22 protein-coding genes and 1 other annotated feature are annotated in these 24,936 nt (G+C 56.6%); of the genes, 9 read left to right on the top strand and 13 right to left on the bottom strand.

Annotation, left to right across the window (positions count from 1 at the left end):
- Positions 1–29: 29 nt before the first annotated feature.
- The 9 genes from PHI30_RS00110 to dnaA form a co-directional block, all read right to left on the bottom strand.
- The gene (locus tag PHI30_RS00110) at positions 30–1,943 is read right to left on the bottom strand and encodes an NAD(+) synthase (protein ID WP_300022207.1); all 1,914 of its coding nucleotides are present in this window, start codon (positions 1,941–1,943) and stop codon (positions 30–32) included.
- A 245-nt stretch (positions 1,944–2,188) separates the two neighbouring features.
- Entirely contained in the window at positions 2,189–2,626 is a 438-nt protein-coding gene (rnhA, locus tag PHI30_RS00105) for a ribonuclease HI (protein ID WP_300022204.1), read from the bottom strand.
- Positions 2,627–2,647: 21 nt separating this feature from the next.
- Positions 2,648–5,248, bottom strand: coding sequence for a DNA gyrase subunit A (gene gyrA, locus PHI30_RS00100; RefSeq protein WP_300022201.1), 2,601 nt, complete (start codon positions 5,246–5,248; stop codon positions 2,648–2,650).
- A 15-nt stretch (positions 5,249–5,263) separates the two neighbouring features.
- Positions 5,264–7,213, bottom strand: a complete 1,950-nt coding sequence (gene gyrB, locus PHI30_RS00095; RefSeq protein WP_300022198.1) for a DNA topoisomerase (ATP-hydrolyzing) subunit B — start codon at positions 7,211–7,213, stop codon at positions 5,264–5,266.
- Between the two features lie 87 nt (positions 7,214–7,300).
- Entirely contained in the window at positions 7,301–7,567 is a 267-nt protein-coding gene (remB, locus tag PHI30_RS00090) for an extracellular matrix regulator RemB (protein WP_300022196.1), read from the bottom strand.
- Positions 7,568–7,582: 15 nt separating this feature from the next.
- Complete coding sequence (recF, locus tag PHI30_RS00085) at positions 7,583–8,686, bottom strand: DNA replication/repair protein RecF (RefSeq protein WP_300022193.1); 1,104 nt, start codon at positions 8,684–8,686, stop codon at positions 7,583–7,585.
- Complete coding sequence (locus PHI30_RS00080) at positions 8,676–8,891, bottom strand: RNA-binding S4 domain-containing protein (protein WP_300022190.1); 216 nt, start codon at positions 8,889–8,891, stop codon at positions 8,676–8,678. The genes recF and PHI30_RS00080 overlap by 11 nt, the downstream gene beginning before the upstream one ends.
- 15 nt (positions 8,892–8,906) lie before the next feature.
- Entirely contained in the window at positions 8,907–10,019 is a 1,113-nt protein-coding gene (gene dnaN / locus PHI30_RS00075; RefSeq protein ID WP_300022187.1) for a DNA polymerase III subunit beta, read from the bottom strand.
- 246 nt (positions 10,020–10,265) lie between these two features.
- Positions 10,266–11,588: a chromosomal replication initiator protein DnaA gene (gene dnaA / locus PHI30_RS00070; RefSeq protein ID WP_300022185.1), complete on the bottom strand. Its 1,323-nt coding sequence runs from the start codon at positions 11,586–11,588 to the stop codon at positions 10,266–10,268.
- A 364-nt stretch (positions 11,589–11,952) separates the two neighbouring features.
- On the opposite strand from dnaA, the gene rpmH reads away from it, so the two are divergent.
- From rpmH to PHI30_RS00030, 8 genes are all read left to right on the top strand, one after another.
- Positions 11,953–12,093, top strand: a complete 141-nt coding sequence (gene rpmH, locus PHI30_RS00065) for a 50S ribosomal protein L34 (RefSeq protein WP_014120424.1) — start codon at positions 11,953–11,955, stop codon at positions 12,091–12,093.
- A 145-nt stretch (positions 12,094–12,238) separates the two neighbouring features.
- A complete protein-coding gene (gene rnpA, locus PHI30_RS00060) occupies positions 12,239–12,583 on the top strand; it encodes a ribonuclease P protein component (protein ID WP_300022176.1) in 345 nt (114 codons plus the stop codon).
- Positions 12,580–12,789, top strand: a complete 210-nt coding sequence (yidD, locus tag PHI30_RS00055) for a membrane protein insertion efficiency factor YidD (RefSeq protein WP_300022173.1) — start codon at positions 12,580–12,582, stop codon at positions 12,787–12,789. The genes rnpA and yidD overlap by 4 nt, the downstream gene beginning before the upstream one ends.
- Positions 12,790–12,971: 182 nt before the next feature.
- Positions 12,972–14,144 (top strand): membrane protein insertase YidC, encoded by a 1,173-nt coding sequence (yidC, locus tag PHI30_RS00050; RefSeq protein ID WP_300022170.1) that lies wholly within the window; start codon positions 12,972–12,974, stop codon positions 14,142–14,144.
- Positions 14,145–14,153: 9 nt separating this feature from the next.
- The gene (gene jag, locus PHI30_RS00045) at positions 14,154–15,002 is read left to right on the top strand and encodes an RNA-binding cell elongation regulator Jag/EloR (protein WP_300022167.1); all 849 of its coding nucleotides are present in this window, start codon (positions 14,154–14,156) and stop codon (positions 15,000–15,002) included.
- Between the two features lie 133 nt (positions 15,003–15,135).
- Positions 15,136–15,336, top strand: a binding site (T-box leader).
- 67 nt (positions 15,337–15,403) lie between these two features.
- Positions 15,404–16,819, top strand: a complete 1,416-nt coding sequence (locus PHI30_RS00040; RefSeq protein ID WP_300022164.1) for a glycine--tRNA ligase — start codon at positions 15,404–15,406, stop codon at positions 16,817–16,819.
- Between the two features lie 79 nt (positions 16,820–16,898).
- Positions 16,899–17,843, top strand: coding sequence for an AEC family transporter (locus PHI30_RS00035; protein ID WP_300022162.1), 945 nt, complete (start codon positions 16,899–16,901; stop codon positions 17,841–17,843).
- 193 nt (positions 17,844–18,036) lie between these two features.
- Positions 18,037–19,437: an NCS2 family permease gene (locus PHI30_RS00030; RefSeq protein WP_300022160.1), complete on the top strand. Its 1,401-nt coding sequence runs from the start codon at positions 18,037–18,039 to the stop codon at positions 19,435–19,437.
- 74 nt (positions 19,438–19,511) lie between these two features.
- Here the strand turns inward: PHI30_RS00030 and PHI30_RS00025 are convergent, their stop codons facing one another.
- The 3 genes from PHI30_RS00025 to PHI30_RS00015 are packed head-to-tail and all read right to left on the bottom strand — an operon-like array spanning position 19,512 to position 22,190.
- The gene (locus tag PHI30_RS00025) at positions 19,512–19,781 is read right to left on the bottom strand and encodes a hypothetical protein (protein WP_300022157.1); all 270 of its coding nucleotides are present in this window, start codon (positions 19,779–19,781) and stop codon (positions 19,512–19,514) included.
- Positions 19,766–20,941, bottom strand: coding sequence for an alanyl-tRNA editing protein (locus PHI30_RS00020; protein WP_300022154.1), 1,176 nt, complete (start codon positions 20,939–20,941; stop codon positions 19,766–19,768). The genes PHI30_RS00025 and PHI30_RS00020 overlap by 16 nt, the downstream gene beginning before the upstream one ends.
- A gap of 52 nt (positions 20,942–20,993) precedes the next feature.
- Positions 20,994–22,190, bottom strand: coding sequence for a glycoside hydrolase family 3 N-terminal domain-containing protein (locus PHI30_RS00015; protein ID WP_300022151.1), 1,197 nt, complete (start codon positions 22,188–22,190; stop codon positions 20,994–20,996).
- Between the two features lie 173 nt (positions 22,191–22,363).
- Between PHI30_RS00015 and PHI30_RS00010 the strand changes: the two genes are divergently transcribed.
- Entirely contained in the window at positions 22,364–23,209 is an 846-nt protein-coding gene (locus PHI30_RS00010) for a hypothetical protein (RefSeq protein ID WP_300022148.1), read from the top strand.
- A gap of 81 nt (positions 23,210–23,290) precedes the next feature.
- On the opposite strand, the gene PHI30_RS00005 is transcribed toward PHI30_RS00010, so the two are convergent.
- Positions 23,291–24,936: recombinase family protein (locus PHI30_RS00005; protein WP_300022145.1), on the bottom strand; the 1,646-nt coding region annotated here is incomplete at its 5' end.

Below are 24,936 nucleotides of genomic sequence, written 5' to 3'. Positions count from 1 at the left end.
TTTTGGGGCGACTGGCTTTTCGTATCCTGTCAGCTCAGCGCTTCAAGCTCCGCATGCCACAGCGCCATTTTTGCGTCGCTGGGCATCCGCCAGTCGCCACGGGGGGAGAGGGCCACGCTGCCCACCTTCGGCCCGTCCGGCACGCAGTTGCGCTTGAACTGCTGGCCGAAAAAGCGGCGGTAGAAGGTTTTCAGCCATTTTAAAATGACGTCTCTTCCATAGCGACCGCCCAGCGCATACAGGGCCAGACGATAAATTTTTTGTGGGGAGAAACCCCAGCGGAGCATGTAGTACAAAAAGAAATCATGCAGCTCGTAAGGCCCTACCAGATCCTCGGTCCGCTGGCTGATCTCGCCCTGCACGGCGGGCAGCAGCTCCGGCGAGACCGGCGTATCCAAAATATCCTCCAGCACGTCGTGCAGCGCCTCATCCTTTTCCGCGTTGTCCCGGGCCAGATAACCCACTAGATGCCGCACCAGCGTCTTGGGAATGGAGGCATTCACGCCGTACATGCTCATGTGGTCGCCGTTATACGTGCACCAGCCCAGCGCCAGCTCCGAAAGATCGCCGGTTCCGATGACGATGCCGCCGCTTTGGTTGGCAATATCCATCAGCACCTGCGTCCGCTCCCGGGCCTGCCCGTTTTCAAAGGTGACGGAGTGGTCCTCCATGTCGTGCCCGATGTCCCGGAAATGGCTGCGGACGCTGGCGGAGATATCCACTGTGCGCAGCGTGGCGCCCATCTGCCCCGCCAGAATGACGGCATTGTTTTTCGTGCGGTCCGTGGTGCCAAAGCAGGGCATAGTGACCGCCACGATCTCCGTCATGGGCCGGTCCAGCATCTTCATGGCAAGCCCCGTGATCAAAACCGCCAGGGTGGAATCCAGCCCGCCGGAAAGACCCACCACCGCCGTTTTCGCGCCGGTATGCTCCAGCCGCTGCTTAAGGCCAAGGGAGGCGATCATCAAAATCTCCCGGCAGCGCTCGTCCCGGTCCTCTTTCCCCTCGGGAACAAAGGGCTGCGGGGCCACATAGCGGGTGAGCTTGGTGGGGGAGAGGGTCAGGGAGAAGGGTTTTCCGCCGGGGGCAGTGATCTCGTCCATCACCTGCGTCCGGCGGCGCTCATAGCAAAGCCGCTGCACATCGATCTCGGAGAGCAGCAGCCCGCCTTCAAACCGCCGCTCCGCCAGCAGAGAACCGTTTTCCGCAATCATCTGGTGCGCGCCAAAGACCACGTCGGAGGTGGACTCTCCCTCCCCCGCGCTGGTATACACATAGCCGCACAGCAGCTTGGCGCTCTGGGTGGTCACCAGCTGACGGCGGTAGGCGTCCTTGCCGATCAGATCATTGCTGGCGGAGAGATTGCCAATGACCGTGGCGCCCGCGCGCACCATGGCAAGGGAGGGAGACTCCGCCGCCCACAGGTCCTCGCAGATCTCAAAGCCCAGCACCAGCTCCGGCAGTGTCTCACAGCGGAAAATCTGCCCGGCCTGAAACCAAACCTCCTGCCCGCAAAGGGAGATCAAACAGCCACCCTTTTCCGGACCCGAGGCGAACTGCCGTTTTTCGTAAAATTCACCGTAATTGGGCAGGTGCGTCTTTGGAACAACGCCCAAAATCATTCCTTTTTGTATAATAGCAGCGCAATTATACAGTTTGTTGTTTACCCGCACCGGCAGACCCACCGCAGTGACCACCTCCAGATTGCGGGTTGCGGCCAGCACGGTGCCAATGGCCGCTTCAGCGCCCCGCAGCAGCGTGTCCTGATAAAAAAGGTCGCCGCAGGTATAGCCCGTCAGGCCCAGCTCCGGCAGTACCAAAACCTTAGCCCCCGCCTTTTCAGCGGCGCGCATCATGGTAAAGGTCTGCTCGGCGTTATAGTCGCAATCCGCCAGACGCAGCTTGGGCGTACCGCAGGCAACAGAAATGAACCCGTCCTTCATTTCGCAAAACCTCCCGATCAAGTCGTATTGACTGTTTTCATTTTCATATTTTACACCGATTCTTTCCGCTTTACAAGAAAAGGGCACAAAAAGGACCGCCAATGGCGGTCCTTTTTGCTGTGTGTGTGTTTTAGGAAGGAGAAATCGCATCGGGTTGGGAGTTCCCTTTGCTTGAGTATAAGATACCCGATAATTTTTACCGAATTGTGTGTTTGGTATGAACAGTTTGTAAATGATCGCTTTTTTTATCGGTATTTTCGGCTTTCCGCCACCGCCAACTCATCACAGCGGTTATTATACGCGTTTTCCGCGTGGCCCTTCACCCAGTGGTAGCGCATGGAATGGACCTTCGTCAGCGCCAGCAGCTTTTCCCACAGGTCCGGGTTCAGGGCAGGCTTTTTGTCGCTTTTCACCCAGCCCCGTTTTTGCCAGGTCGCGGCCCAGCCCTTTTCCAGCCCGTCAATGACATACTTGGAGTCGGACCACAGCGCCACGGCGCAGGGCTCTTTTAAAAGGGCCAGCGCTTCAATGACTGCGGTCAGCTCCATGCGGTTATTGGTGGTGGCGGCCTCTCCGCCGGAGAGCTCCCGTTTGTGTGCGCCGTAGAGCAAAACCGCGCCCCAGCCGCCGGGACCGGGATTTCCGGAGCAGGCGCCGTCCGTATAGATCGTGACTTCTTTCATGTTCCTCCCGGGAGTGTTCCCTTATGCTTCGGTTTCCGTACCGGCTTCCGTGCCGGTCTCCGTGCCGGTTTCTGTGCCGGTCTCCGCGCCGGTTTCTGCGCCGATTTCCGGGCTGTTTTCCGCATCAGAGTCAAGGATGGTCTCCGTCTCCTCGGCCTCGTCCTTTTCGGTGAGGGCCATGGCGATGACCTGATCGCCCTCCTCCTTAAAGCGCATGACGATCACGCCTTGGGTGGCGCGTCCCGCGGAGCGGATGTTTTCCACAGCGGTACGGATCAAAATGCCGGCCTGGGTCACCAGCAGCAGGTCCTCCGACCCGTCTACTACCTTGATGCCCACCACGCCGCCGGTCTTTTCCGTGACCATATAGTTCTTGATGCCAAGGCCGCCCCGGTTGGTGATGCGGTACTCCGCCACCGACGTGCGCTTGCCAAAGCCCTTTTCCGTAATGGAGAGGACCTGTGCGTCCTCCTTGGCCCGGGCTGCGCCCACCACGTAGTCGCCCTCGCGCAGCCGGATGCCACGCACGCCCACGGCGTCCCGGCCCATGGGGCGGACGTCGTTTTCGTCGAAGCAGACCGCCTGCCCGTCATGGGTGGCGATGAGGATGTTCTGGGTGCCGTCCGTCTCCCGGACGGTGATGAGCTGATCGCCCTCGTCCATCCGCAGCGCGCGGATGCCGTTGTTGCGCAGGTTGCGCAGCGTCCCCACCGGCAGCCGCTTCACGGTGCCGTTTTTCGTGACCATCACCAGGTAGCGGCTCTCCTGCTCCTCAATATTCCGGGTGTGGACCATGGTCTGGACCCGCTCGCCCTGCTCCACCTGCAAAATATTGATGATGTTCGTGCCCTTGGCGGTTTTCCCGGACTCGGGAATCTGATAGCCCTTCTTCCGGTAAACCTTGCCGGTGTCGGTGAAGAAGAGCAGATAATCGTGGGTGGAGGCGGTGAACACATCCACCACGAAATCCTCCTCCCGGGTGGTGATGCCCTTCTTTCCCATACCGCCCTTGGACTGGGCCGTATATTCGCTGGCGGGCGTCCGCTTGATGTATCCCGCGCTGGTGAGGGTAAAGACGCACTGCTCTTCCTCGATGAGGTCCTCAATGTCGATCTCATCTTCCACGTCCTGAATCTCGGTGGAGCGCTCGTCGCCGTATTTTTCAGCAATGACGGTCAGCTCATCCTTGAGGATCTGGCGCACCAAAGCGTCGTCGGAGAGAATTTTATTGAGCCAGTTGATTTTCTCCTCCAGCTCCTGATATTCATTTTCCAGCTTCTCCCGGTTCAAGCCCTGCAAGGCGATCAGTCGCATGTCGCAGATGGCCTGCGCCTGAATCTCGTCCAGTCCGAAGCGATTCATCAGATTTTCTCTGGCATTATCATAGCTGGTGCGGATGATCTTGATGACCTCGTCAATGTTGTCCTGCGCGATTAGCAAGCCTTGGAGCAGGTGCGCCCGCTCCTGTGCCTTTTTCAGATCGAATTTCGTTCTGCGGACGATGATCTCCTCCTGGAAGGCGAGATATTCGTCGATGATATGGCGCAGAGAGAGAATCTTCGGCTGAGACTGGTTCTGCACCAGCGCCAGCATATTGATGGCAAAGGTGGTTTGCAGCTGTGTCTGGGAGAAGAGACGGTTGAGCACCACCTGGGGATTGGCGTCCCGTTTCAGCTCCACAACGATGCGCATGCCGTTTCGGTCGGATTCGTCCCGGATGTCGGAGATGCCCTCCAGCCGCTTATCCTCCACCTGCTCGGCCATATTTTTGATGAGCATCCGCTTATTCACCTGATAGGGGATTTCCGTGATGATAATGCGGGTGCGGTCTTTTCCGAATTCCTCAAACTCGTGCCGCGCCCGGATGACCAGACGGCCCCGGCCGGTGGCGTAGGCGGCGCGGATACCGGAGCGGCCCATGATAATGCCCTTGGTGGGGAAATCGGGCCCCTTGACGTGCTGCATGAGGTCCGCGAGGGTGGCGTTGGGGTCATCCAGCACGCAGATGCACGCGCCGATGACCTCCCGCAGGTTGTGGGGCGGGATATTGGTGGCCATGCCCACGGCGATGCCGCTGGAGCCGTTTACCAGCAGGTTGGGGAAGCGGGCAGGGAGGACCCGGGGCTCCTTCCGGCTCTCGTCAAAGTTGGGGTCCCAGTCCACTGTCTCCTTGTCGATGTCCCGGAGCATCTCGTCGGAGAGCTTGCTCATGCGGGCCTCGGTGTATCGATAGGCCGCGGGGGGATCGCCGTCCACGCTGCCGAAGTTGCCGTGTCCGTCCACCAGCATATAGCGCATGGAAAAATCCTGCGCCAGACGTACCAGCGCGTCGTACACGGACTGATCGCCGTGGGGATGATACCGGCCCAGCACGTCGCCCACGCAGGTGGCGGACTTCTTGAAGGGACGGTCGGAGGTGAGATTGTCCTCGTACATGGCGTAGAGAATCCGGCGGTGGACGGGCTTTAAGCCGTCCCGCACGTCGGGCAGGGCCCGGCCGACGATGACGCTCATGGCGTATTCGATGTAGGATTTCTCCATTTCGGGGACCAGCGGGGATTCCAGGATTTTTTGTTCCGGATACCGGATCTCCTCAGGATCGTATTGGGGTTTCTTACTCATATCGGTATCCTTTCCTTAGTAATCCAGATTCACGGCGTACCGCGCGTTTTTCTCGATGAATTCCTTGCGCGGCTCCACCTTTTCGCCCATGAGGATGGTAAAGGTCTCGTCCGCCTTCACGGCGTCATCCAGCGTGATGCGGCGCAGGGTCCGCTTTTCCGGGTCCATGGTGGTCTCCCACAGCTCGTGGGGGTTCATCTCGCCAAGGCCCTTGAAGCGGGAAATGTCAATTTTCGTGTTGGGATTGTCTCCCCGCATCTCAGAGGAAATGCAGTCCCGCTCCTCATCGGAGAAGGCGACCCGGGTGGTTTTGCCACGGCTGAGCTTATAGAGCGGGGGAACGGCGGAGTAGACATACCCCTCTTCGATCAATGGGCGCATAAAGCGGAAGAAGAAGGTCAGCAGTAAGGTGCGGATATGGGAGCCGTCCACATCGGCATCGGCCATGATGATGACCTTATGATACCGGAGCTTTGAGGAGTCAAATTCCTCCCCGATGCCGCCGCCCAGCGCCGTGATGACGGGCTGGAGCTTATCGTTGCCGTACACCTTGTCTGCCCGGGCCTTTTCCACGTTCAGCATCTTGCCCCAAAGCGGCAGGATCGCCTGAAACCGGGAGTCCCGCCCCTGGGTGGCGGAGCCGCCTGCGGAGTCACCCTCGACGATGTAAATTTCGGTGAGTTCCGGGTTATTTTCATTGCAGTCGCGCAGTTTGTCCGGCATGGCCGCGCCGCCAAGGGCGGTCTTGCGGCGAATGGATTCCCGCGCTTTTTTGGCCGCTTCTCTGGCCCGGTTGGCGGTGAGCGCCTTATCCAGAATCATCCGGCCAACCTGGGGATTTTCCTCCAAAAACGTATCCAGCTTATCGGAGACGATGGTGTTCACCAGCGTCCGGATTTCGCTGTTGCCCAGCTTTGCCTTGGTCTGCCCTTCAAACTGGGCGTCCGTCAGCTTCACGGAAAGGACGCAGGTAAGGCCCTCCCGGCAATCCTCGCCGGAGACCTTTTCATCGTCCTTGAGCATTTTGATCTTGTGGCCGTAGTTATTGAGCACCGTGGTAATGGCGCGCTTAAAGCCCTCTTCATGCATGCCGCCCTCCGGCGTGTGCACGTTGTTGGCAAAGGACAAGATGGTTTCGTTATAGCCGTCGTTATATTGCAGGGCGATCTCCGCCATGGAATCGTCCTTCTGGCCCGCCATGTAGATCACGTCGTTATGCAGAACATCCTTGTTTTTATTGAGCCATGTGACAAATTCCCGGATGCCACCGGCATAGCACATGTTGTCCTCCTGCTCCTCGCCGGGGCGCTGATCCACAAGCTGGATGCGCAATCCGGCATTGAGGAAGGCCTCTTCCCGCATGCGGGTGTGGAGGGTCTCATAATTGTAGACGGTCTCCTCAAAAATCTCGTGGTCCGGCTTAAAGGTGACGGTGGTGCCGGTATGGTCCGTGGCGCCCACGATCTTCATTTCCTGCGTGATCTGGCCTCGGGAAAACCGCATCTCATAGATGTTCCCGTCCCGGTGGACCTGAACGGTCAGCCATTCGCTCAGCGCGTTGACAACCGACGCGCCTACGCCGTGCAAACCGCCGGAGACCTTATAGCCCCCGCCGCCGAACTTACCACCGGCGTGGAGCACGGTGTACACCACTTCCAGCGCGGGCTTTCCGGTTTGGGACTGGGTGTCCACCGGGATGCCCCGGCCATTATCCACAACGGTGATGGTATTGTCCGGATTGATGAGGATTTGGATATCCGTGCAATACCCGGCCAGCGCTTCATCGATGGCGTTATCCACGATCTCATAGACCAGATGGTGCAATCCGGAGGCAGAGGTGGAGCCGATATACATGCCCGGTCTCTTCCGAACCGCCTCCAATCCCTCCAGCACCTGAATTTCAGAAGCATCGTATTCGTTTTTGACATCCACAGCCGTGGATTGCAGAATCTCATTTTCAGCCATATGGGTTCTCCTTCCGTAACAAGGCAAGAAGAGCCGGGCCGGAACCGATTTCCGGCCCGTTTCTCCTTGCCCCGCGTTTTATTCGTATTACAATTCCAGTTTCTGACTTTCCGCTCTTTTTTGCAGCGTGACGGAATTGAGCTGGGCAAGATAGACGATCTGGTTGTGATAGGGATGGTCGCAGACCACAAAGGATTTTGGCAGATCGCCGGAGACGTCCAAAACCACGCCATCCTTTTCCGCGGTGGTGAGAAAGTCCCTCGTCCGTTTGCTGGTAGAGCACTTATCCAGATCAAAAATACCGATGATTCGCCGGGACGATACAATTTCCGTTTGTCCAAGGTGAAGATACACCGAAAATCCCCCTGTCTATCGAATGTTTCCACATGCCACGTGAAAAACTTTTCCGCCCAGCAGCTGCGGCAGACGGTCATCCTCGCAGCAGGTGATAAAAACCTGCCCGCCGGAAATCCGGTTGAGCACAAATTCCTGCCGCTTGGGGTCCAGCTCGGAGAGCACATCGTCCAGCAGCAGCACCGGATATTCTCCCGTGGCGTTTTTATAGATTTCCCGCTCCGCCAGCTTCATGGAAAGCGCCGCCGTCCGGGTCTGCCCTTGGGAAGCAAAGGCTTTTGCGTCCCGTCCGTCAATGCGCACCCGCAGATCGTCCTTATGGGGACCGGAAAGACACAGCCGACTTGCCCGCTCCGCTTCCTGATGGGTTTCCATATGCTCCCGCAGCTGCTGCCTTAAAAGGTCAACCTCTGCGCCGGGCTCCTTCACGGTGGAGACCGTCTCATAGCTGACCTCCAGGCGCTCCCGCTCGCCGGAACACTCAAAATGATGGATAGCCGCGTACTCGTTCAATCGAACGGCAAACTGTGCGCGATAGTGAATCAGCACCGCGCCATAAAAAATCAGCCGCTCATTAAAATCCGGAAGCGTCGCCAGAAGATCGCTGCGCTCCTCCGCATCCCGCAGTATCCGGGTCTTGTGCTCATACGTCCGGTTATACTCCGCCAGCGCGGCGGCATAGCGGGGGCGAAGTTGACATAAAGCCGTATCCATGAATTTTCGGCGGGCAGCGGCCCCTTCCCGAATCAGATTCAAGTCCTCCGGGCAAAAGAAAACCGTTTGATAGACGCTGCTGAGGGCGGCATTGTTTTTTGCCGGAACGCAGTTGACGGACATCTTTCGCCGCCGGTCCCGAAACAGCTCCACCTGCATCTGAAACGTTCTTTCCCGGGAAAACACCTGGGCCCGCACTGCGGCGGCAGGGGCGTCAAAGGCAATCATCTCCCGGTCCGTTCTGGCCCGGGGGGACTTTCCGGAGGAGAGGTAGACAATTGCCTCCAGCAAATTGGTTTTTCCCTGGGCATTTTCTCCCGTGATCACATTGCACAGAGGGTCAAAGTCCGCACTTTGATGGAGGAAGTTTCGAAAAGCGTCTACTTCCAGCCGGTCAATTCTCATAAGCGACCGTATAGTGCTGCATTTGGAAGCAAATGTCGTCCCCCGGGCGGATTTTCTTTCCCCGCATGGAGCAGACCTCGCCGTTCACTGCCACGGCCCCGGCCTGAATGCATTCCTTTGCCGCGCCGCCGGACTCCACAAGATTGGCAAATTTCAAAAGGTCCTGCAGCTTAATATACTCTGTTTTGATAAAAATGGTTTTCATTGGTATTCTCCCTCTTTATTCGCCCTTCAAACGCACGGGAAGGACCATGTACAGGAAATTTTCCGCCCCCTCCGTCGGCACGATAATGGCGGGAGACACGCCGGTGTTCAGTTCGATCTTCACGGTATCGGCGGGGGCGTAGCGCAGCGCCTCCATCAAATAGCGGTTGTTGAAGCCGATCTCCAGACCGCCGCCGTCTCCGCAGAGGCGGCACACGTCCTTGGATTCGCCGTTGCCCGTTTTGGCGGAAAGCACCACCTTATCATAATCAAACAGGCACCGCACAGGGCTTTTCAGCTTGTCCGAAATCACCACGGACACGCGGTCGATGCTTTCAATCAGCTGTTTCGTATCCGCGATGACAGAAATAGGGTTCTTTCTGGGGATGGCGTTTTTGTAATCCAAAAATTCGCCTTCCAGCCGGCGGCAGATCAGCTCTGTATTACCGACCTCGAAGAGAATATGGCGCTTGCCCAGTGTCACGGCAGCCAGATCTTCCACATCGCCGCAGATATTTTTGACCTCATTCAGCGCGCTGCCCGGGGCCACGAAGAAAAAAGCGCCGCCTTCCATTTTTTCCAGAGGTTCTCTCCGCACCGCCAGACGGAATCCGTCCACGGCGACCATGGTGAGACCGCTGTCGCTGATTTCAAACAGAGCGCCGGTATGCACAGGGCGGCTTTCATTTGTGGAAACGGCAAAAGCCACCTCTTCGATCATGGCGCGCAGGGTTTTTTGCTGGAGGGAGACGGAATATTCGTCCTCCACCTCCGGCATATCCGGATAATCCGCGGCGCTTAAGCCGAGAATATCAAAATCGGCGTCGCCGCAGCAAAGATGGACCATCTGCTTTTCGTCGGCAGAAAATGTCACCACGTCGTCCGGCATCCGGCGAATGATATCGCCGAACAGTCGAGCATTGAGCACCAGGTCTCCGCCATCGGTCACGTTCGCCGAAAGCTTTGTGCGGATACCGGTTTGCATATTGTAGCCGGAGATCGTCAGCTCCTGATCGGCGTGAAGCAGCAGCCCTTCCAGTGCGGGAATCGAGCTTTTCTGGGCAACGGCGCGGCTGGCCACGGTGATGGCGTTTTGCAGCAGCGCCTTCTCACAGGAAAATTTCATCATAAACGCAGGCTTCCTCTCTATATATTGGTAGGGTGGACGTTTTTAAAAGAATAAAGAAAGTAATATTTAGAAAAAGCAGTCATAGGAAAAAAAACTGTGGAAAAGAAAGAAAAAGGCAGATCCCACAAGGTTTTGAGGGTCCACACCCCATGTGGAGGAAAAACCGCCTTTTTCCACGACGTTTTGAAACGGGACATTTTTCCACAGAGAAGTTTTCCTTTTCCACCAGCGTTGTGGAGAAAAAAACTATCGCTTCGCGTTAATATTGGTCTTGATTTCCTTCACGGTTTCCGCGAAGGAGGAGTCCTTTTTCATTTTTTTCTCTACCTGCTGAATGGAGTAGAGCACGGTGGAGTGGTCTCGATTGTCGAATACCTTGCCGATATCGTCCAAAGAGAGATTGGTCATGCTCCGAATGAGATAAATGGCGATCTGACGGGCGGCCACGGCGTCCCGAATTCTCTGCTGGCCGCGAATGACGGATTCTTCCACATTGTAGTATTTGCTGATGTAATCCAAAATGGCTTCGGGCGTGGGAATGTATTCGTTGTTGCGGCGCAGCATGTCCTGAATCGCCCGGGAGACGGTCTCCTCATCGGAATCATTTCCAAGCAGATCTTTGAAGGCCATGATCTTATTGATGGTCCCTTCCAGCTGACGGACGTTGGCAGTGACGTTTTGCGCAATGTAGACCGCAATTTTATTGGGCAGCTCCAACCCCAGAAGGGCGGCTTTGTTTTTGATGATGGCAAGCCGCGTTTCAAAATCCGGGGGCGCCACATCCACCAAAAGACCCCATTCAAACCGGGTCCGCAGCCGGTCCTCCAGCTGGGTCATCTCAGAGGGGGGACGGTCCGAGGTGAGCACAATTTGACGCCCGGATTCATAGAGGTTGTTGAAGGTATGGAAAAATTCCTCCTGCGTCTGCTTTTTGCCGGCAATAAATTGCACGTCATCCACCAGCAGAAGGTCGGCCTGCCGGTATTTTTCCCGCATCTCGGCCGTTTTGTTGGGACCGGCCTGAATGGCGGAGACCAGCTCGTTGGTCAGATCGTCGCCTTTTACATAGGCAATTTTCGAGCGCGGATCGTTTTTGCGGATGACGTTGGCGATGGCGTAAATCAAATGGGTCTTTCCAAGGCCGGAATCTCCATAGATCAAAAGCGGGTTGTAGTTTTGCGCCGGATGGTCCGCAACCGCAATGGACGCGGCATAGGCCAGTTTGTTGGAAGGACCCACCACAAAGGTTTCAAACGTGAACTCATCGGAGGTAAACCGATCACTTTGCTCTTTCTGTTCAATCCCGTTCAGCGCGGCAAGACCCTCGTCGTCTAAAATAGAGACGTCAAACCCAGTGGAGAAGAGATCCTGCAGGGCGGCCTTGATATTTTTCAAAAACAGGGATTCAATATAGCCCCGTTTGAAATCGTTGGCGCAATGAAGAATCAATGTGTTGCCCCGGATATCCACTGCCCTAAGTTCGTCAAACCAGGTGGCAATGGTAGTTTCCGAGAGCTCGCGTTTCAGCTGGGACAAAACATTGTCCCATACGTCAGCGACCGAATTCAAAAGGAAACACCTCTCTCTAGTTAAAAATGGACAAAATAATACAAAATTATTATAGCAAAAAAGAGAGAGCGTGGCAATACCTATTCTAATAATAAGAATTGAAAAATTTTGGCGGAAAAGGGACAAGATATAGGGTTTAGTTTTCCCTAAATCTACTAGATTTAGAAAAAATGCCGGAAAAGAAGAGAAAAAGATAATTTTAATAGTTTTTTTAAGTTATTCTTGACACCTTTTAAAAAAGTCTGTATACTATTCCATGCGTCGCAAGACGTCTCATACTCGTTTACTGCATTCGCCCAAAAGGGCGGGTGTCGAGTAAGTGCCGCCCAAGGGCGGCCTGAATACTGACAGGAGGTGTCTCAACATGGCAACGAAACGTACCTATCAGCCCAAGAAGCTGCATGGCCAGAAGGTCCACGGTTTCCGCAAGAGAATGGCTAGCGCCAACGGCCGTAAGGTCCTGGCCCGTCGCCGCGCCAAGGGCCGCGCACAGCTGTCCTACTAAGCGAAACGGAACGCGCAGGAGACACTTGAACAGACGTCTTCAGGGACGGCGGAATTTTTGGATTCCTCCGTCCCTCTAAGAGTTTCCTTTGACATTTTTCAAAGGGCGCTGTTTTGGTGTGCAGGCAGAAAAGCAGGGAGAGCATATGAAAAAAGAGGCGACACTGAAGCAAAACCATGAGTTTCGCCGGCTGTATCAAAAAGGGGCGTCCGCAGTGGGAAGCGGCATGGTTCTCTATTGCCGGAAGAATAAACTGGGCCGGAACCGGCTTGGGTTGACCGCTTCCGTCAAACTGGGACATGCCGTGGTGCGCAACCGCGCCCGGCGGCGGCTGCGGGAGGTCTATCGGTTAAACGGACCACAGCTCCGGCAGGGGTATGATCTCATTTTGGTCGCCCGGAGACGGACGGTCACGGCCCCCTGGAAAGAGCTGAACGAGACCTTTTTGAAGCTGAGCCGAAAATTGAATCTTTTGGAGGGTTCGATGTGAAGCGCGTGCTGATTGCTTTGGTAAAATTTTACCGGGCGGCAATTTCCCCCTATCGGCACTCTTGCTGCAACTATACGCCCACCTGTTCCCGCTACGCGCTAGAGGCCATTGAAAAATATGGCGCCTGCAAGGGCGGCTGGCTTGCTTTCAAGCGCATCCTGCGCTGCAACCCGTTTCACAAGGGAGGATACGATCCCGTACCGTAAGCTCCAAAGAGGGTAAAAATCCCTTTTGCGGATTCCCGCCGCCGGTAAACACACCGGCGGATGCCGCCTGTGGCGGCCGGGCCAATGTTTCTTTGAAAGCTCGTTTTGTAAAAACGGGTTTTTTTGCCGAGTGCTTTTTTATGGAAAAACATTGGTCTCATCACGATTTGGAGGAAACAACTATGTTTTCAACCCTTGGATACTACATTTGTATTCCATTCGCGTGGCTGGTCCGTGTATTTTATAATTTGACCGGCTCTTACGGCATCGCCATCATTTTATTTACGCTGGTAATCAAGCTTTTGATGCTGCCGTTCCAAATGAAGTCGAAAAAGAGCATGATGCGGATGAGCCGGATGTCCGGCCGGATGCAGGAAATTCAGAAGAAGTATGCCAACAATCAGACAAAGATGGGCGAAGAGATGCAAAAGCTCTATGCCGAAGAGGGCGTCAACCCCATGAGCGGATGCCTGTGGAGTTTTCTGCCCCTGCCCATCCTGATCGCGCTGTACTCCATCATCCGTCAGCCCGTCACCCACTTTATGATGCTCTCTGAGCAGGCGATGTACGGCATCATCAACCATCTGGCAGACGCGGGAGCCTCCGTTTCCACCATCGTCAAGGTGGCGGAGGACGGCGCGATGGAGCTTGGCAAAACCGGCCTTCCCCAGCTGCTGCCCTACGGTCAGATCAACCTGGTCAAAGAGATCACCTCTCAGATGCCGGAGTACGGCGCCAGTGTGGATGGCTGGATGAACCTGAATTACAACTTCCTGGGGCTGGACCTGACGGCCAATCCCAGCACCGGCTTTGGCAATTTTGCATTTTCCTGGGCCGTCATCGGCCTGATTTTGATTCCCATTCTGGCGGGTCTTTCCCAGCTGGTGCTTTCCATGATCACCATGAAGCAGCAGCCCCAGCAGGAGGGCCCGGCGGCCCGCTCCACCAAGAGCATGATGTATATGATGCCGCTGATGTCCGTGTATATCGCGTTTGTCATGCCTGCGGCCCTTGGTATTTACTGGATTGCGCAGAGCGTGTTTTCCCTGATTCAGGAAGTCGTCCTCGGAAAGATTTTTAACAAGAAGCTGGAAGAGGAAGAAAACGCCCGGTATGAGGCCCGCCAGTCGGACCGCCAGCGCCGGATGGAAGAGGGAAAAGCCCTTCAGGAACAGAGAAAGCAGCAGGCGGAGCAAAAGCAGAGCCTGAAGGAGAAGCGGAAAGCCGCGCAGGAGGCAAAAGCCCAGAAGGCAAAAAAATCCGGCGGCAGCACAACGGAGGCAGGCCGCGTTGGAGACCGGCCCTATGCCCGCGGTCGTGCCTATAAGGCGGATCGCTATGACGAGAAGGATTAAGGAGCCGTTATGAGAGAGTTTATCGATGTAACGGGCAAAAATGAGGAAGAGGCCATCAATAAGGCACTGGCTCAGCTTGGTCTCGACCGGGATGATGTGTCCGTTGAAATTTTGGAACGTGCAAAATCCGGCTTTTTGGGTCTGGGCGGCTGCCCGGCCAAAATTCGCGTGAGCTATGGCCCGGACCGGGAGGAAGCACCCGCTCCGGCGCCCGGCAAGGCAGTGGAGAAGAAGCCGTCTCAGCCTCCCGTGAAGGCTTTCGAAAAACCCGTTCAGAAGGCGGCGAGCGCAGAAAAGGCCGCTGCTGCCGAAAAATCTGCCCCTGTGGAAAAAGTGACGCCGGCACCTGCCGCGCCTGTCTCCACAGTCCCCGCGCAGGAACTGGGAGAAGAAGTGGACGACGAAAAGGCGCAGGCCATTCGCGTGTTTTTGACCGGCCTTCTCACCCAGATGGAAAGCAGCGCGGAGATCAAGGTTTACCTCCCGGAGAAGGGCCGCTATCGGGTCCTTTTGGTGGGACAGGGCCTTGGCGCGCTGATTGGCCGCCGGGGCGAGACGCTGGACGCCATTCAGCAGCTGACGAGCTATGCGGTGAACCGCACCGGCGGCCGGGTCCGCGTCCAGCTGGACGCGGAGGGCTATCGAGAAAAGCGGGAGCAGAGCTTGCAGAGTCTTGCACAGAAGGTGGCCGGTAAGGTCCTCAAGTATCGCCGCAGCGTCACGCTGGAGCCGATGAACGCCTACGAGCGCCATGTGATCCACACCGCCTTGCAGGAGATGCCCGGCATCACCACGTATTCCACCGGAACCGATCCCAACCGGCGGGTCATCGTGGCCTACGACAAAGAGAAAAAGTGATAAAACCCGGCTCCGCCAAAACAGGCGGAGCCGGGTTTTTACATGGAAGCCATCCTGCCGGGCGGGAGGAAGAAAGTTTTCCGCCGCTGCTTGACATTGTGTGGAAAACGTGATAAAGTTTCAAACGATATCCATACAGGCTGTGACAGGGAGAAGTATCCTGTTTTCCCCGGAAAAGAGAAGGGACGGTTGGTGCAAGTCCTTGCGGGGGAAGGGAGAAGGCGCCCTGGAGCTGCGAAGCGGAAATGCTTTGCCGGACCCCGCCGTTACCGGGAAGAGTGTCCCCTTTGGGGAAATTCAGGTGGAACCACGGACTGTTCAGTTCGCCCTGAGCCAAATCGGCTCGGGGCGTTTTTTATTGGCTGATAAAATCACATGAAGGATAGAAGGAGAGAAGCACTATGGATAACAAGCAAAAGACCATGGAAAAAGTTGTGGCGCTTTGCAAGAGCCGCGGCTTCGTATTCCCCGGCAGCGAGATTTACGGGGGCCTTGCCAACAGCTGGGACTACGGCCCGCTGGGCGTGGAGATGAAGAACAACGTCAAGCGCGCATGGTGGAAAAAGTTTGTGCAGGAAAGCCCCTACAACGTGGGGTTGGACGCCGCAATTTTGATGAATCCCCAGGTGTGGGTGGCTTCCGGTCACGTGGCCACCTTTAACGATCCTCTGATCGACTGCAAGGCCTGCAAGATGCGCCACCGGGCGGACAAGCTGGTGGAAGCCTATGTCAACGAGAACAATCTGGACGTGAATGTGGAGGCCATGACCCAGGAGGACCTGGTGACCTTCATCCGGGAAAAGCAGGTTCCCTGCCCCGGCTGCGGCAAGAACGACTTCACCGATATCCGGAAATTCAACCTGATGTACAAGACCCATCAGGGCGTCACGGAGGATTCCTCCAACGAGGTGTATCTCCGCCCGGAGACGGCGCAGGGTATTTTTGTGAATTTCCCCGCCATCCAACGCACCACCCGCCGCAAGCTGCCCTTTGGCGTGTGCCAGGTGGGCAAGTCCTTCCGTAATGAGATCACTCCGGGCAACTTCATCTTCCGCATCCGGGAGTTTGAGCAGATGGAGCTGGAGTTTTTCTGCAAGCCCGACACCGATCTTGAGTGGTTTGAATATTGGCGGACCTACTGCCACAACTGGCTGCTGGGTCTGAATGTGAAGGACGAGAATCTGCGTCTGCGGGACCATGAGCCGGAGGAGCTGGCCTTCTATTCCAAGGCTACCACGGACTTTGAGTATCGCTTCCCCTTCGGCTGGGGCGAGCTGTGGGGCGTGGCGGACCGCACCAATTACGACCTGAAGCAGCATCAGGAGCACTCCGGTCAGGACCTCACCTATTTCGATCAGGAGAAGAACGAGCATTATATCCCCTATGTCATTGAGCCGTCTCTTGGCGCGGACCGGATGGCGCTTGCGCTGCTGGTGGAGGCGTATGACGAAGAGATTGTGGACGCGGAGAAGAACGACGTCCGGGTGGTGATGCATTTCCACCCCGCCATCGCGCCCTTTAAGGTTGCGGTGCTGCCCCTTTCCAAGAAGCTCTCCGACAAGGCCCGGGAGATCCAGACAGAGCTTGCCAAGACCTGGATGGTGGACTTTGACGACACCGGTTCCATCGGCAAGCGCTACCGCCGGGAGGATGAGATCGGCACGCCTTACTGCGTGACGGTGGACTTTGACACGGTGGGCGACGCGGAAAAGAGCGGAGACAACTGCGTGACGGTCCGCGACCGGGACACCATGGAGCAGGTCCGCCTGCCGATCGACCAATTGCAGGCATACTTGACGGAAAAACTGGCTTACTAAGCCGGAACAGTCAAAACCGCCCTCCGGAAGGAGGGCGGTTTCCCTGCTGCTTGCGGCAAAATAATCGGGGGTACTTCTGATGGAAAATCTGATCTTTAGCTTAAACGCCACCATGCCGGTCTTTTTCATGATGATTTTGGGGTTCCTTTTGCATCAAAAAACCCGCCTGCTGAGCGATAGCTTTGCGGATGCGCTGAATATTTTTGTTTTCAAAGTCGCTCTGCCGGTGCAGCTGTTTGAGAATTTGGCGACGTCGGATTTTCGCACGCTCTGGAATGGCGGCGTTGTGGCGTTTTGCTTTTTGGTCTCGCTGGTCTCCATTCTTTTGCTGGTGGGCCTTTCCCTCCTGCTGCGGGAGCGGTCTTTGCGGGCGGAGTTTGTTCAGGCGGGGTATCGGGGCAGTCAGGCCCTGCTGGGCGCGGCCCTGATGCAAAACATCTATGGCGGCACAGGTCCGCTGGCGCTGGTGCTCATCGGAGCCGTGCCGCTGTACAATGTGGCCGCCGTGATGCTTTTGACGCTGCTGGGGCCGGACGGGCATCTGGATCGAAAGAGCATCGGAAAAAGCGTGCGGGGCATTGTGACCAACCCCATCATTCTGGGAATTGCGGTGGGCCTTGTATGGTCCCTGCTCCGCATTCCCCAGCCGGTCATTCTCCAGCGGGGCGTTTCCAGTCTGGCGGCCACCGCCACCCCCATGGGACTTCTGGCTCTGGGCGCCAGCATTGATCCGAAGAAGGCGGCGGGCTGCTGGAAGCCGACGGCTGTGTGCAGCGCCTTTAAGCTGGTGATTTTTGCGGCGCTGTTTTTACCCGTGGCGGTCTATCTGGGCTATCGGGGAGAGATTTTGGTGGTGATTCTCATTATGCTGGCCTCGCCCTCCACGGTGAGCTGCTTTAGCATGGCCCGCAGTATGGGACACGAGGGCGTTCTCAGCTCCAGCGCGGTGATGCTGACCACCATTTTGAGCGGTTTTTCCTTTACCTTTTGGCTGTATCTGCTTAAATCGCTGGCCTTGATTTAAAAAAGATCCTCTTTTAGAAAAAGGCGGATGGTTACTTTCTCTAAAAAGGTGGACCTTTTTTGGGAAAATTACCGTAAGAGAAGTTCTTGCAATTCCTTAGCGTTTTTTATAAGATAGAATTACAAAATCTGTTTTTCTACATAAAAAATTTTTTTGCGTGTGTTTTACGGAAAAACAGAGAAAGAGGGAGCATATGGAGCAATTTTTTAAACTGAAGGAGCATGGGACCACGGTCCGCACGGAGATCATGGCAGGCTTCACCACCTTTATGGCGATGGCCTATATCCTGATGGTCAACGCGGGCATGTTTTCGGCCTTGGAGGGCCAGGTCACCTACAATGCGATTTACATTGCCACCGCGATTTCCGCGGTGATCGGCACGGTGCTCATCGGACTTTTGAGCAATCTGCCGCTGGCGCAGGCTTCCGGCATGGGACTGAACGCCTACTTTGTCTACACGGTGTGCTTTGGCATCGGGTTGACCTATGCCAACGCGCTGGTGCTGGTGCTGACGGACGGCATCATCTTCATTCTTCTCACCGTCACCGGCCTGCGCAAGAAGATTTTTGACGCCATTCCCGCCGCTGTCCGCATGGCGATCCCCGCCGGCATCGGTTTGTTCATTGCGTTTCTCGGCTTGCAGAACGCCGGACTGATCGTGGACAACGGCGCAACGCTGGTAAGCCTTGCCTCTTTTAACGTCTATTCCGGCGGCGTCACATGGAGCACCATCATGCCCATGCTGGTGACGTTCTTCGCGCTTTTAAGCATTGCCGCCATGAGCCGTCGGGGCGTCAAGGGCAGCGTGCTCTTTGGAATCTTAGGCGGCGCGGTGGCTTACTATGTGCTGGGCCTTACGGTGCCCGGCTTCTACGACGGCTTTGCCGAGAGCCTTTCCTTCAATCCCTTTACCGCCTTTGGCGAGTTTGCGGAGCTGTCCTTCGGCAAGGTCTTTACGGAGGGCTTCCAATTTGCGCCTTACATCGAAGCCCATGGCATGGGTGGCTTTTTGATTATGTTCATCACCACGGCGCTGGCCTTTTGCATGGTGGATATGTTTGACACGCTGGGTACGCTTTACGGCGCCTGCGCCCGGGGCGGCCTGCTGACCAAAGAGGGGGAGGTCCCCCAGATGGACCGTGCCATGCTGGCGGACGCCATCGCCACCACCACCGGTGCCGTCTGCGGCACCTCCACCGTGACCACCTTTGTGGAAAGCTCCGCCGGTGTGGGCGAGGGCGGCCGGACGGGCCTTGCCTCCATGTCCACAGCCGTGTTTTTCTTCATCGCCATGTTCCTCTCCCCGGTGGCGCAGCTGATCCCGTCCTGCGCCACGGCGGCGGCCTTGATCTATGTGGGCGTGCTGATGATGAACTGCGTGCGGGACATTGAGTGGACCGCGGCGGATGTTGCGGTGCCCGCCTTCTTGACGGTGGCCATGATGCCCTTTACGTACAGCATTTCCTTCGGCATTGCCTTCGGACTGATCGCGTATGCCTTTATCGCCGTGTTTACCGGCAAAGCCCGGGAAATCAAGCCCACCACGTGGGTGATCGTGGCGCTGTTTGCCATGACGTTTTTCCTAACCCACTGAGTCTCACGTCGTTTCATGAAAAAAGGTTCCTGACAATTTGTCAGGAACCTTTTTTTGCGGATGCCGGAGGTGCCTTAGAAAAAGAGTCCCGTAAAACCGTCCGGAAGCTCCCGGGTCTGATACCACATCTCTTCAAACTGCTGGGGGGAGAGTAGCAGCCGCTGTCCGTCTCCCGTCAGCGCAGCCAGATCCGCAGGGGCGGATTCTCTTCCCGTGGCGCAGTAAACGCCGTTGAGGTAAACTTCAATCTTCCGCTGGAGGATGCCGTCGTCCGCCAACTCCAGATACAGCCGGCAAGGGTCGTCCTCTTCCTCCGCGTCCCGTTCAATCATGTAATAGCGCATGAAATCTCTCCTTGCTCCCGAAAAAATGCTTCAATGGCGGTCTTGTCTGATTGCACGCTGCCCTGCGCAAAGCCGCCCCGCCCACCGCCACGGCCATTCAGCGCCTGATTGAGCGCCTTCACCAGCGCCGTGAGATCGCCGCCGTCCGCGCGGACAAGGGCGTAGGTATAGTGATCGCCCTCTCCCGCAAAGACCGCCGCAAGCCCCCCGGAGGCGCGGGCCACCGTGTCCGCCAGCTTGCGCACACTGTCCGGGCGCAGGGGGGGCTGAATCACCAGCGCATGCTTGCAGTGGGCGTTTTCCAGTGCGATGTGGGAAAAGACCTGCGTCTCCAGTTCCGCTTCCCGGATCTTAAGGGCGGAAAGCTCCGCACTCAGACGCTCCACGGCGGCGAGGGTCTCCACCGGCTTTACGGACAGCTGCTGGGCAATGGAGCGGTCCTGATCGTAGACGGCGGAGAGATAGCGCAGCGCCCGCTGCCCGCAGACAATCTCCAGCCGGACGCCCTCCCGGAATTTTTGGCAGGAGAGGATTTTCACAAGCCCCACCTGTCCCGCCCGCAGCACGTGGGTGCCGCAGCAGGCGCAGCAGTCGGCTGCGGGGAAGGTGACGATCCGCACCCGGCCCGTCAGCTCTTTCTTGCTGCGATAGGGCAGCTCCCCCAGCGCTTCCCGGGAGGGGAAGGCAATCTCCACAGGCGCGTCGGCGTAGATGACTGCGTTAGCGGCGGCTTCCGCCGCCAACGCCTGCTCCCAGGAGATGTCCGCGTTATAGTCGATGGTTACCATGTCCGCGCCCATGTGAAAGCCAACGTTGTCGCAGTGGTGGTTTTCACAGAGAATGCCGGAGAGAATGTGCTCGCCGGAGTGCTGCTGCATGTGGTCGAAGCGGCGGTCCCAGTCGAGAACGCCGGTGACCCGGGCGCCGATTTCCACAGAAAGCGGGCAGGTGTGGAAAATCACGCCGTCTTTTTCATGGACGTCGGTGACTGCCACGCCGCCTAAGCTGCCGTGGTCCGCGGGCTGACCGCCACCCTCCGGATAGAAGGCGGTGCGGTCCAAAACCACCTGAAAGCCGTCCTTCCCGGCGTCGCAGGAGAGGACCACGGCGGTAAATTCCTTCAAAAAGGGGTCGGCGTAATAGAGCTTTTCTGTTTCCATGTGGAAAACTTCCTTCCTTGCAATGCTATCTTTAAAATCAACCGCATGGTTTTTACGCCTGCGGCAGCAGGCCCAGCGCCTGTTTCCACTGGAGGACCCGGCGGCAGGCGACGGTGACGGTCTCGGGGGAGAGAGCGCCGCTTTCAATCGCTTCCAGCACCTTGGGGATTTGCGTGCGGTAGTCGGTGGTCACAACGAGGTCGTTGCCCGCCTTTAGCGCCAGCACCGCCACGGCCCCGTCCTTGGCGTAGGCCGCCACGGCGTCCATGGCCAGATCGTCGGTCATGACCACGTTTTCCCCGCGCCCTGCCGATTTCATCAGACGGCGCAGCGTTTCGTGTACGGCGGGGGAGAGGGAGGCGGGGAGCTGATCGTCCATGCACGTGACGATGTTGTGGGAGACCAGCACCGCGCAATGCTTCCCTCCGCCGCCCAGCCCTGCGGAAAAGGGGAGAAAATCGGCGGCTTCAAAGGTTTCCAGAGGGCGCGTGTCCACCGCGATGCCGGTGTGGGTGTCCGCGTTATCGCCATAGCCGGGGAAGTGCTTTAGAACGCTGCCCATGCCGTCGGCGGTCATAGCCGTCGTTAAGCGCACGGTGTACGCGGCGGTATCCTCCGCGCCAAGGCCCAGGGTGCGGTCATAGATGAAGTCGCCGGGGTCGGTGGAAACGTCCGCCACCGGGGCAAGGTTCACGTTAAAGCCCAAGGCTTTGAGCAGCACGTCCTTTTCGTGAGTGTCTTGGACAACGGCCTGCATGCCGCCACTGGCGTAAAGCTGCCGGGGGGATTTGAATTTCTCGGAGCGGAGATGGGGGTTGGAGGAGACGCGCACCACGCTTCCACCCTCCTCATCCACGCCGATGAGAAGGGGAATGTCCGCTGCGTCCTGATAGCTCTGAATGGTTTGGATCAGTTCATTGGCGGTTTTGTCCTTTGTGTTCCGGCCAAAGAGAATGTAGCCGCCAAGGTGGTATTCGCGCACGTCGTTTCCGGCCTCTGTGTCCGGCACCCGGACGAAAAACAGCTGGCCCACCTGCTCTTCCATAGTCATGGAGGAGAGCAGCGTCTCCACCTGCGCGTCGGCAATCTCTTGTGCGGTGGGCGGGTCAGGCTCCGGCTGATCCACCTCTGGAACGGCGGGGGAGTCCGCCGACGGCGGTACGGGCTGGGCCGGAGGCTGGGGCGACAGGGCACAGCCGGAAAGAACCAGAAGGCATGCCAGTGCAAAAATAAAAAGCGGGCGTTTCATAGGCACCTCCAAGAAACGTAGTATCTTAGTATACCACAGGTTTTCAAAAAAAGAAAACAGGACCCATGGCGGCAAAAGAAAAAAGAACCCTGCTTTTTGAGCCGTTGTTTCAAAATGCGCGTTGATTTTCACGGGATGTCTGCCTACAATGTGCTGAAGGGGAGGGGAAGCTTATGAAAAAGTATCGATGCCTTTTCACCGCGCTGGCGGTGTTTGTGCTGGTGGGCTGCAAGGCTGCCGACGTGCCCGCCACACCGGAGGAACCGCTGGCCGCGCCGCTTTCCTCCCAAGTGAAAAATGAAAAGACGCCGGTGGAGCTCAAGACGCTGCTTGCGGATATCTGGAACGCTGCGCCGGGGACTGCCGGAAGCGCTTTGAAGCAGGCGAAGGCGGCGGGGGAACTGCTGGACTGGGCGCAGGCGGGAAACGCGGCGGACGCCGGGGCGGTGGAGCGGTGGCTTTCGGACACGAAGTATGCCCCCGGCGACATGGCGCGCTCCTTTGCGGCGGTTTTAAACTTTGCGGACCGTGTGCTGCAAGGAGACGCGGAGATTGCAGCGCAATGGGAGGAGGCGGGCTACGTCCCCCTCTACGACCGGTATGACGCCGGAAACTACCACGCGGCGGCGCGGTCTCTTTCCCCGCTGTTCACCCAAATTCTCGATCAGTGCGCGGCAAATTCCACCGGGAGCGTTCATGAAAACCCCACCGCGTATGACAAAACCACGCTGGACCGGGTTGACGGCATCTGGTGCGACGGCGCGGCAAGGGAGCTGCTGGTGATTTTGGGCGGAAAATGCCGGGTGGTGATCCCCTATCTGGGGGAGCTGGGCGACACGGCCTACGCCGTGCGGGTCCGGGATCGGAGCGATCTTGGATACTGCCCGGCGCTGGAGGTGGATATTCACGGCGCGGGGGACTTTTCCGGACCGCTCACCTACTATGTCACCGGTGTGGACGAGACCCACTTCTGGTCCAATACCCAGGGCCAGCGCTTTGAAAAAATTCCCACAGACTAAGTGCGGCTTAAAGAAAAAGGACATCGCCCCAATGGGGCGGTGAGTTAAGAAAACATTTATTGCGATTGTCGGCATGGCACATTAGGCTATGCCGACTTTCGCTATTTCATGGTTTATTTGGGCTTGCTCAATGGCCTTTCCAAAGTCAAACGCACCGATAAAGTTATAGACGATTTCGATTTCCTGTACTTTGTCGGAAGCCCTGCGCCCTTTCTTGCCGGAAGTTTTCGATACAAGGATTTTGTCGATAAACTCCCGCAGTATGGTTGCGTCAAGCTCGGTCAGGTCGGTATACTTCTTCGCCGTAGTAACAAAGTTCTTAACATTGGATTTGCTCTTTTCTTGCTGCTTGACTTCCTCTCGCAGTATTTTTGACGTAGCCTTTAGGTTATCCTGTTCAAGTTCATAATCACGGGACAGCTTTATAAATCGCTCGTCGGTCAGCTTCCCGCTTATGTTGTCCTCATAGATACGCTTGAAAATAATATCAAGCTCGGCAATTCGTTTTTCCGCTTGTGCAAGGGTATCCTTTTTCTGTGCCAACGCCTTATCCCGCGCCCGTGTATCGGTTTCAGCAGCTTCACGGATAAAATCATCTTCATACTGCGCCACATACGCGATAGCTTCCCGTAGATTGCGGATAACGATTTCTTCCAAAGCTACATTGCGGATTGAATGGGTATTGTCGCATACGGTATGGTCTTTGCGGTAGGTGGAACAGATAAAGTATTGCTGCTCCGGCTTAAACTCGTTTGTCCTGCATTGGTACATCTTGCCGCCGCAATCGGCGCAAAACAACAGGCCGGAAAACATACCCATATCGCCCATTTTGTTAGGCCGTCGCCGGGATTGCCGTATGTTCTGGACTATCAGGAACACGCTTTCGTCTATGATAGGCTCCTGCGTATTCTCAAATATCGCCCATTCCGACGGGTCATTCCATAGCTTTTTCTTGCTCTTGTAGGATTGCTTTTTCGTCTTGAAGTTTACCGTATGCCCTAAATACTCGACGCGCTCCAAAGTGCGGGATACTGTTTCATTCGTCCACTTGTGGGGGTCGGCGGTGGGCTTGTTGGAAGTAGGTAAACCGTGCGTCCGGCTGTATGCGGTAGGGTTCAGGACTTTATTTTGCCACAACCATTTTGCTATCTGCGTCGGCCCCATGCCATCTACACACAAGGCAAATATCTTTTGAACGATTGCGGCGGCTTCCGGGTCAACAATCCATTTCCTTTTGTTCTCCGGGTCTTTGCGGTATCCATAGGGCGGGATTGTGGTAAGGTGTTCGCCAGATTTGCCCTTTGATTGCCACGTTGCGCGGATTTTCTTTGACGTATCCCGCGCATACATTTCATTGAACACATTGCGGATAGCGGTAAACTCATTGTCCCCGCGTGTACTGTCCACGCCGTCATTTACGGCTATGAAGTGTACGCCAAAGTCGGGAAAGAGAATATCGGTATACATACCCACTTGCAGATAGTCACGCCCAAAGCGCGACATATCTTTGACAATAACGCGGCTTATCTTTCCCGCCTTTACGTCTGCAAGCATTTCCTGAAAGCCGGGGCGGTTGAAGTTTGTACCGCTGTATCCGTCGTCCTCATAGTGCCGGACACCTGTATAGCCGTGGTCGCGGGCATACCGTTCCAAAATCTTCTTTTGGTTGGCAATGCTGTTGCTTTCGCCCTCCTGCCCGTCCTCCTGTGAAAGACGCTCATACAGGG

This window comes from Oscillibacter sp., assembly GCF_028693505.1.
Classification (GTDB): domain Bacteria; phylum Bacillota; class Clostridia; order Oscillospirales; family Oscillospiraceae; genus Oscillibacter.
The sequence above is the reverse complement of the archived record's forward strand: the minus strand, read 5'-3'. Positions and strand labels throughout refer to the sequence as shown.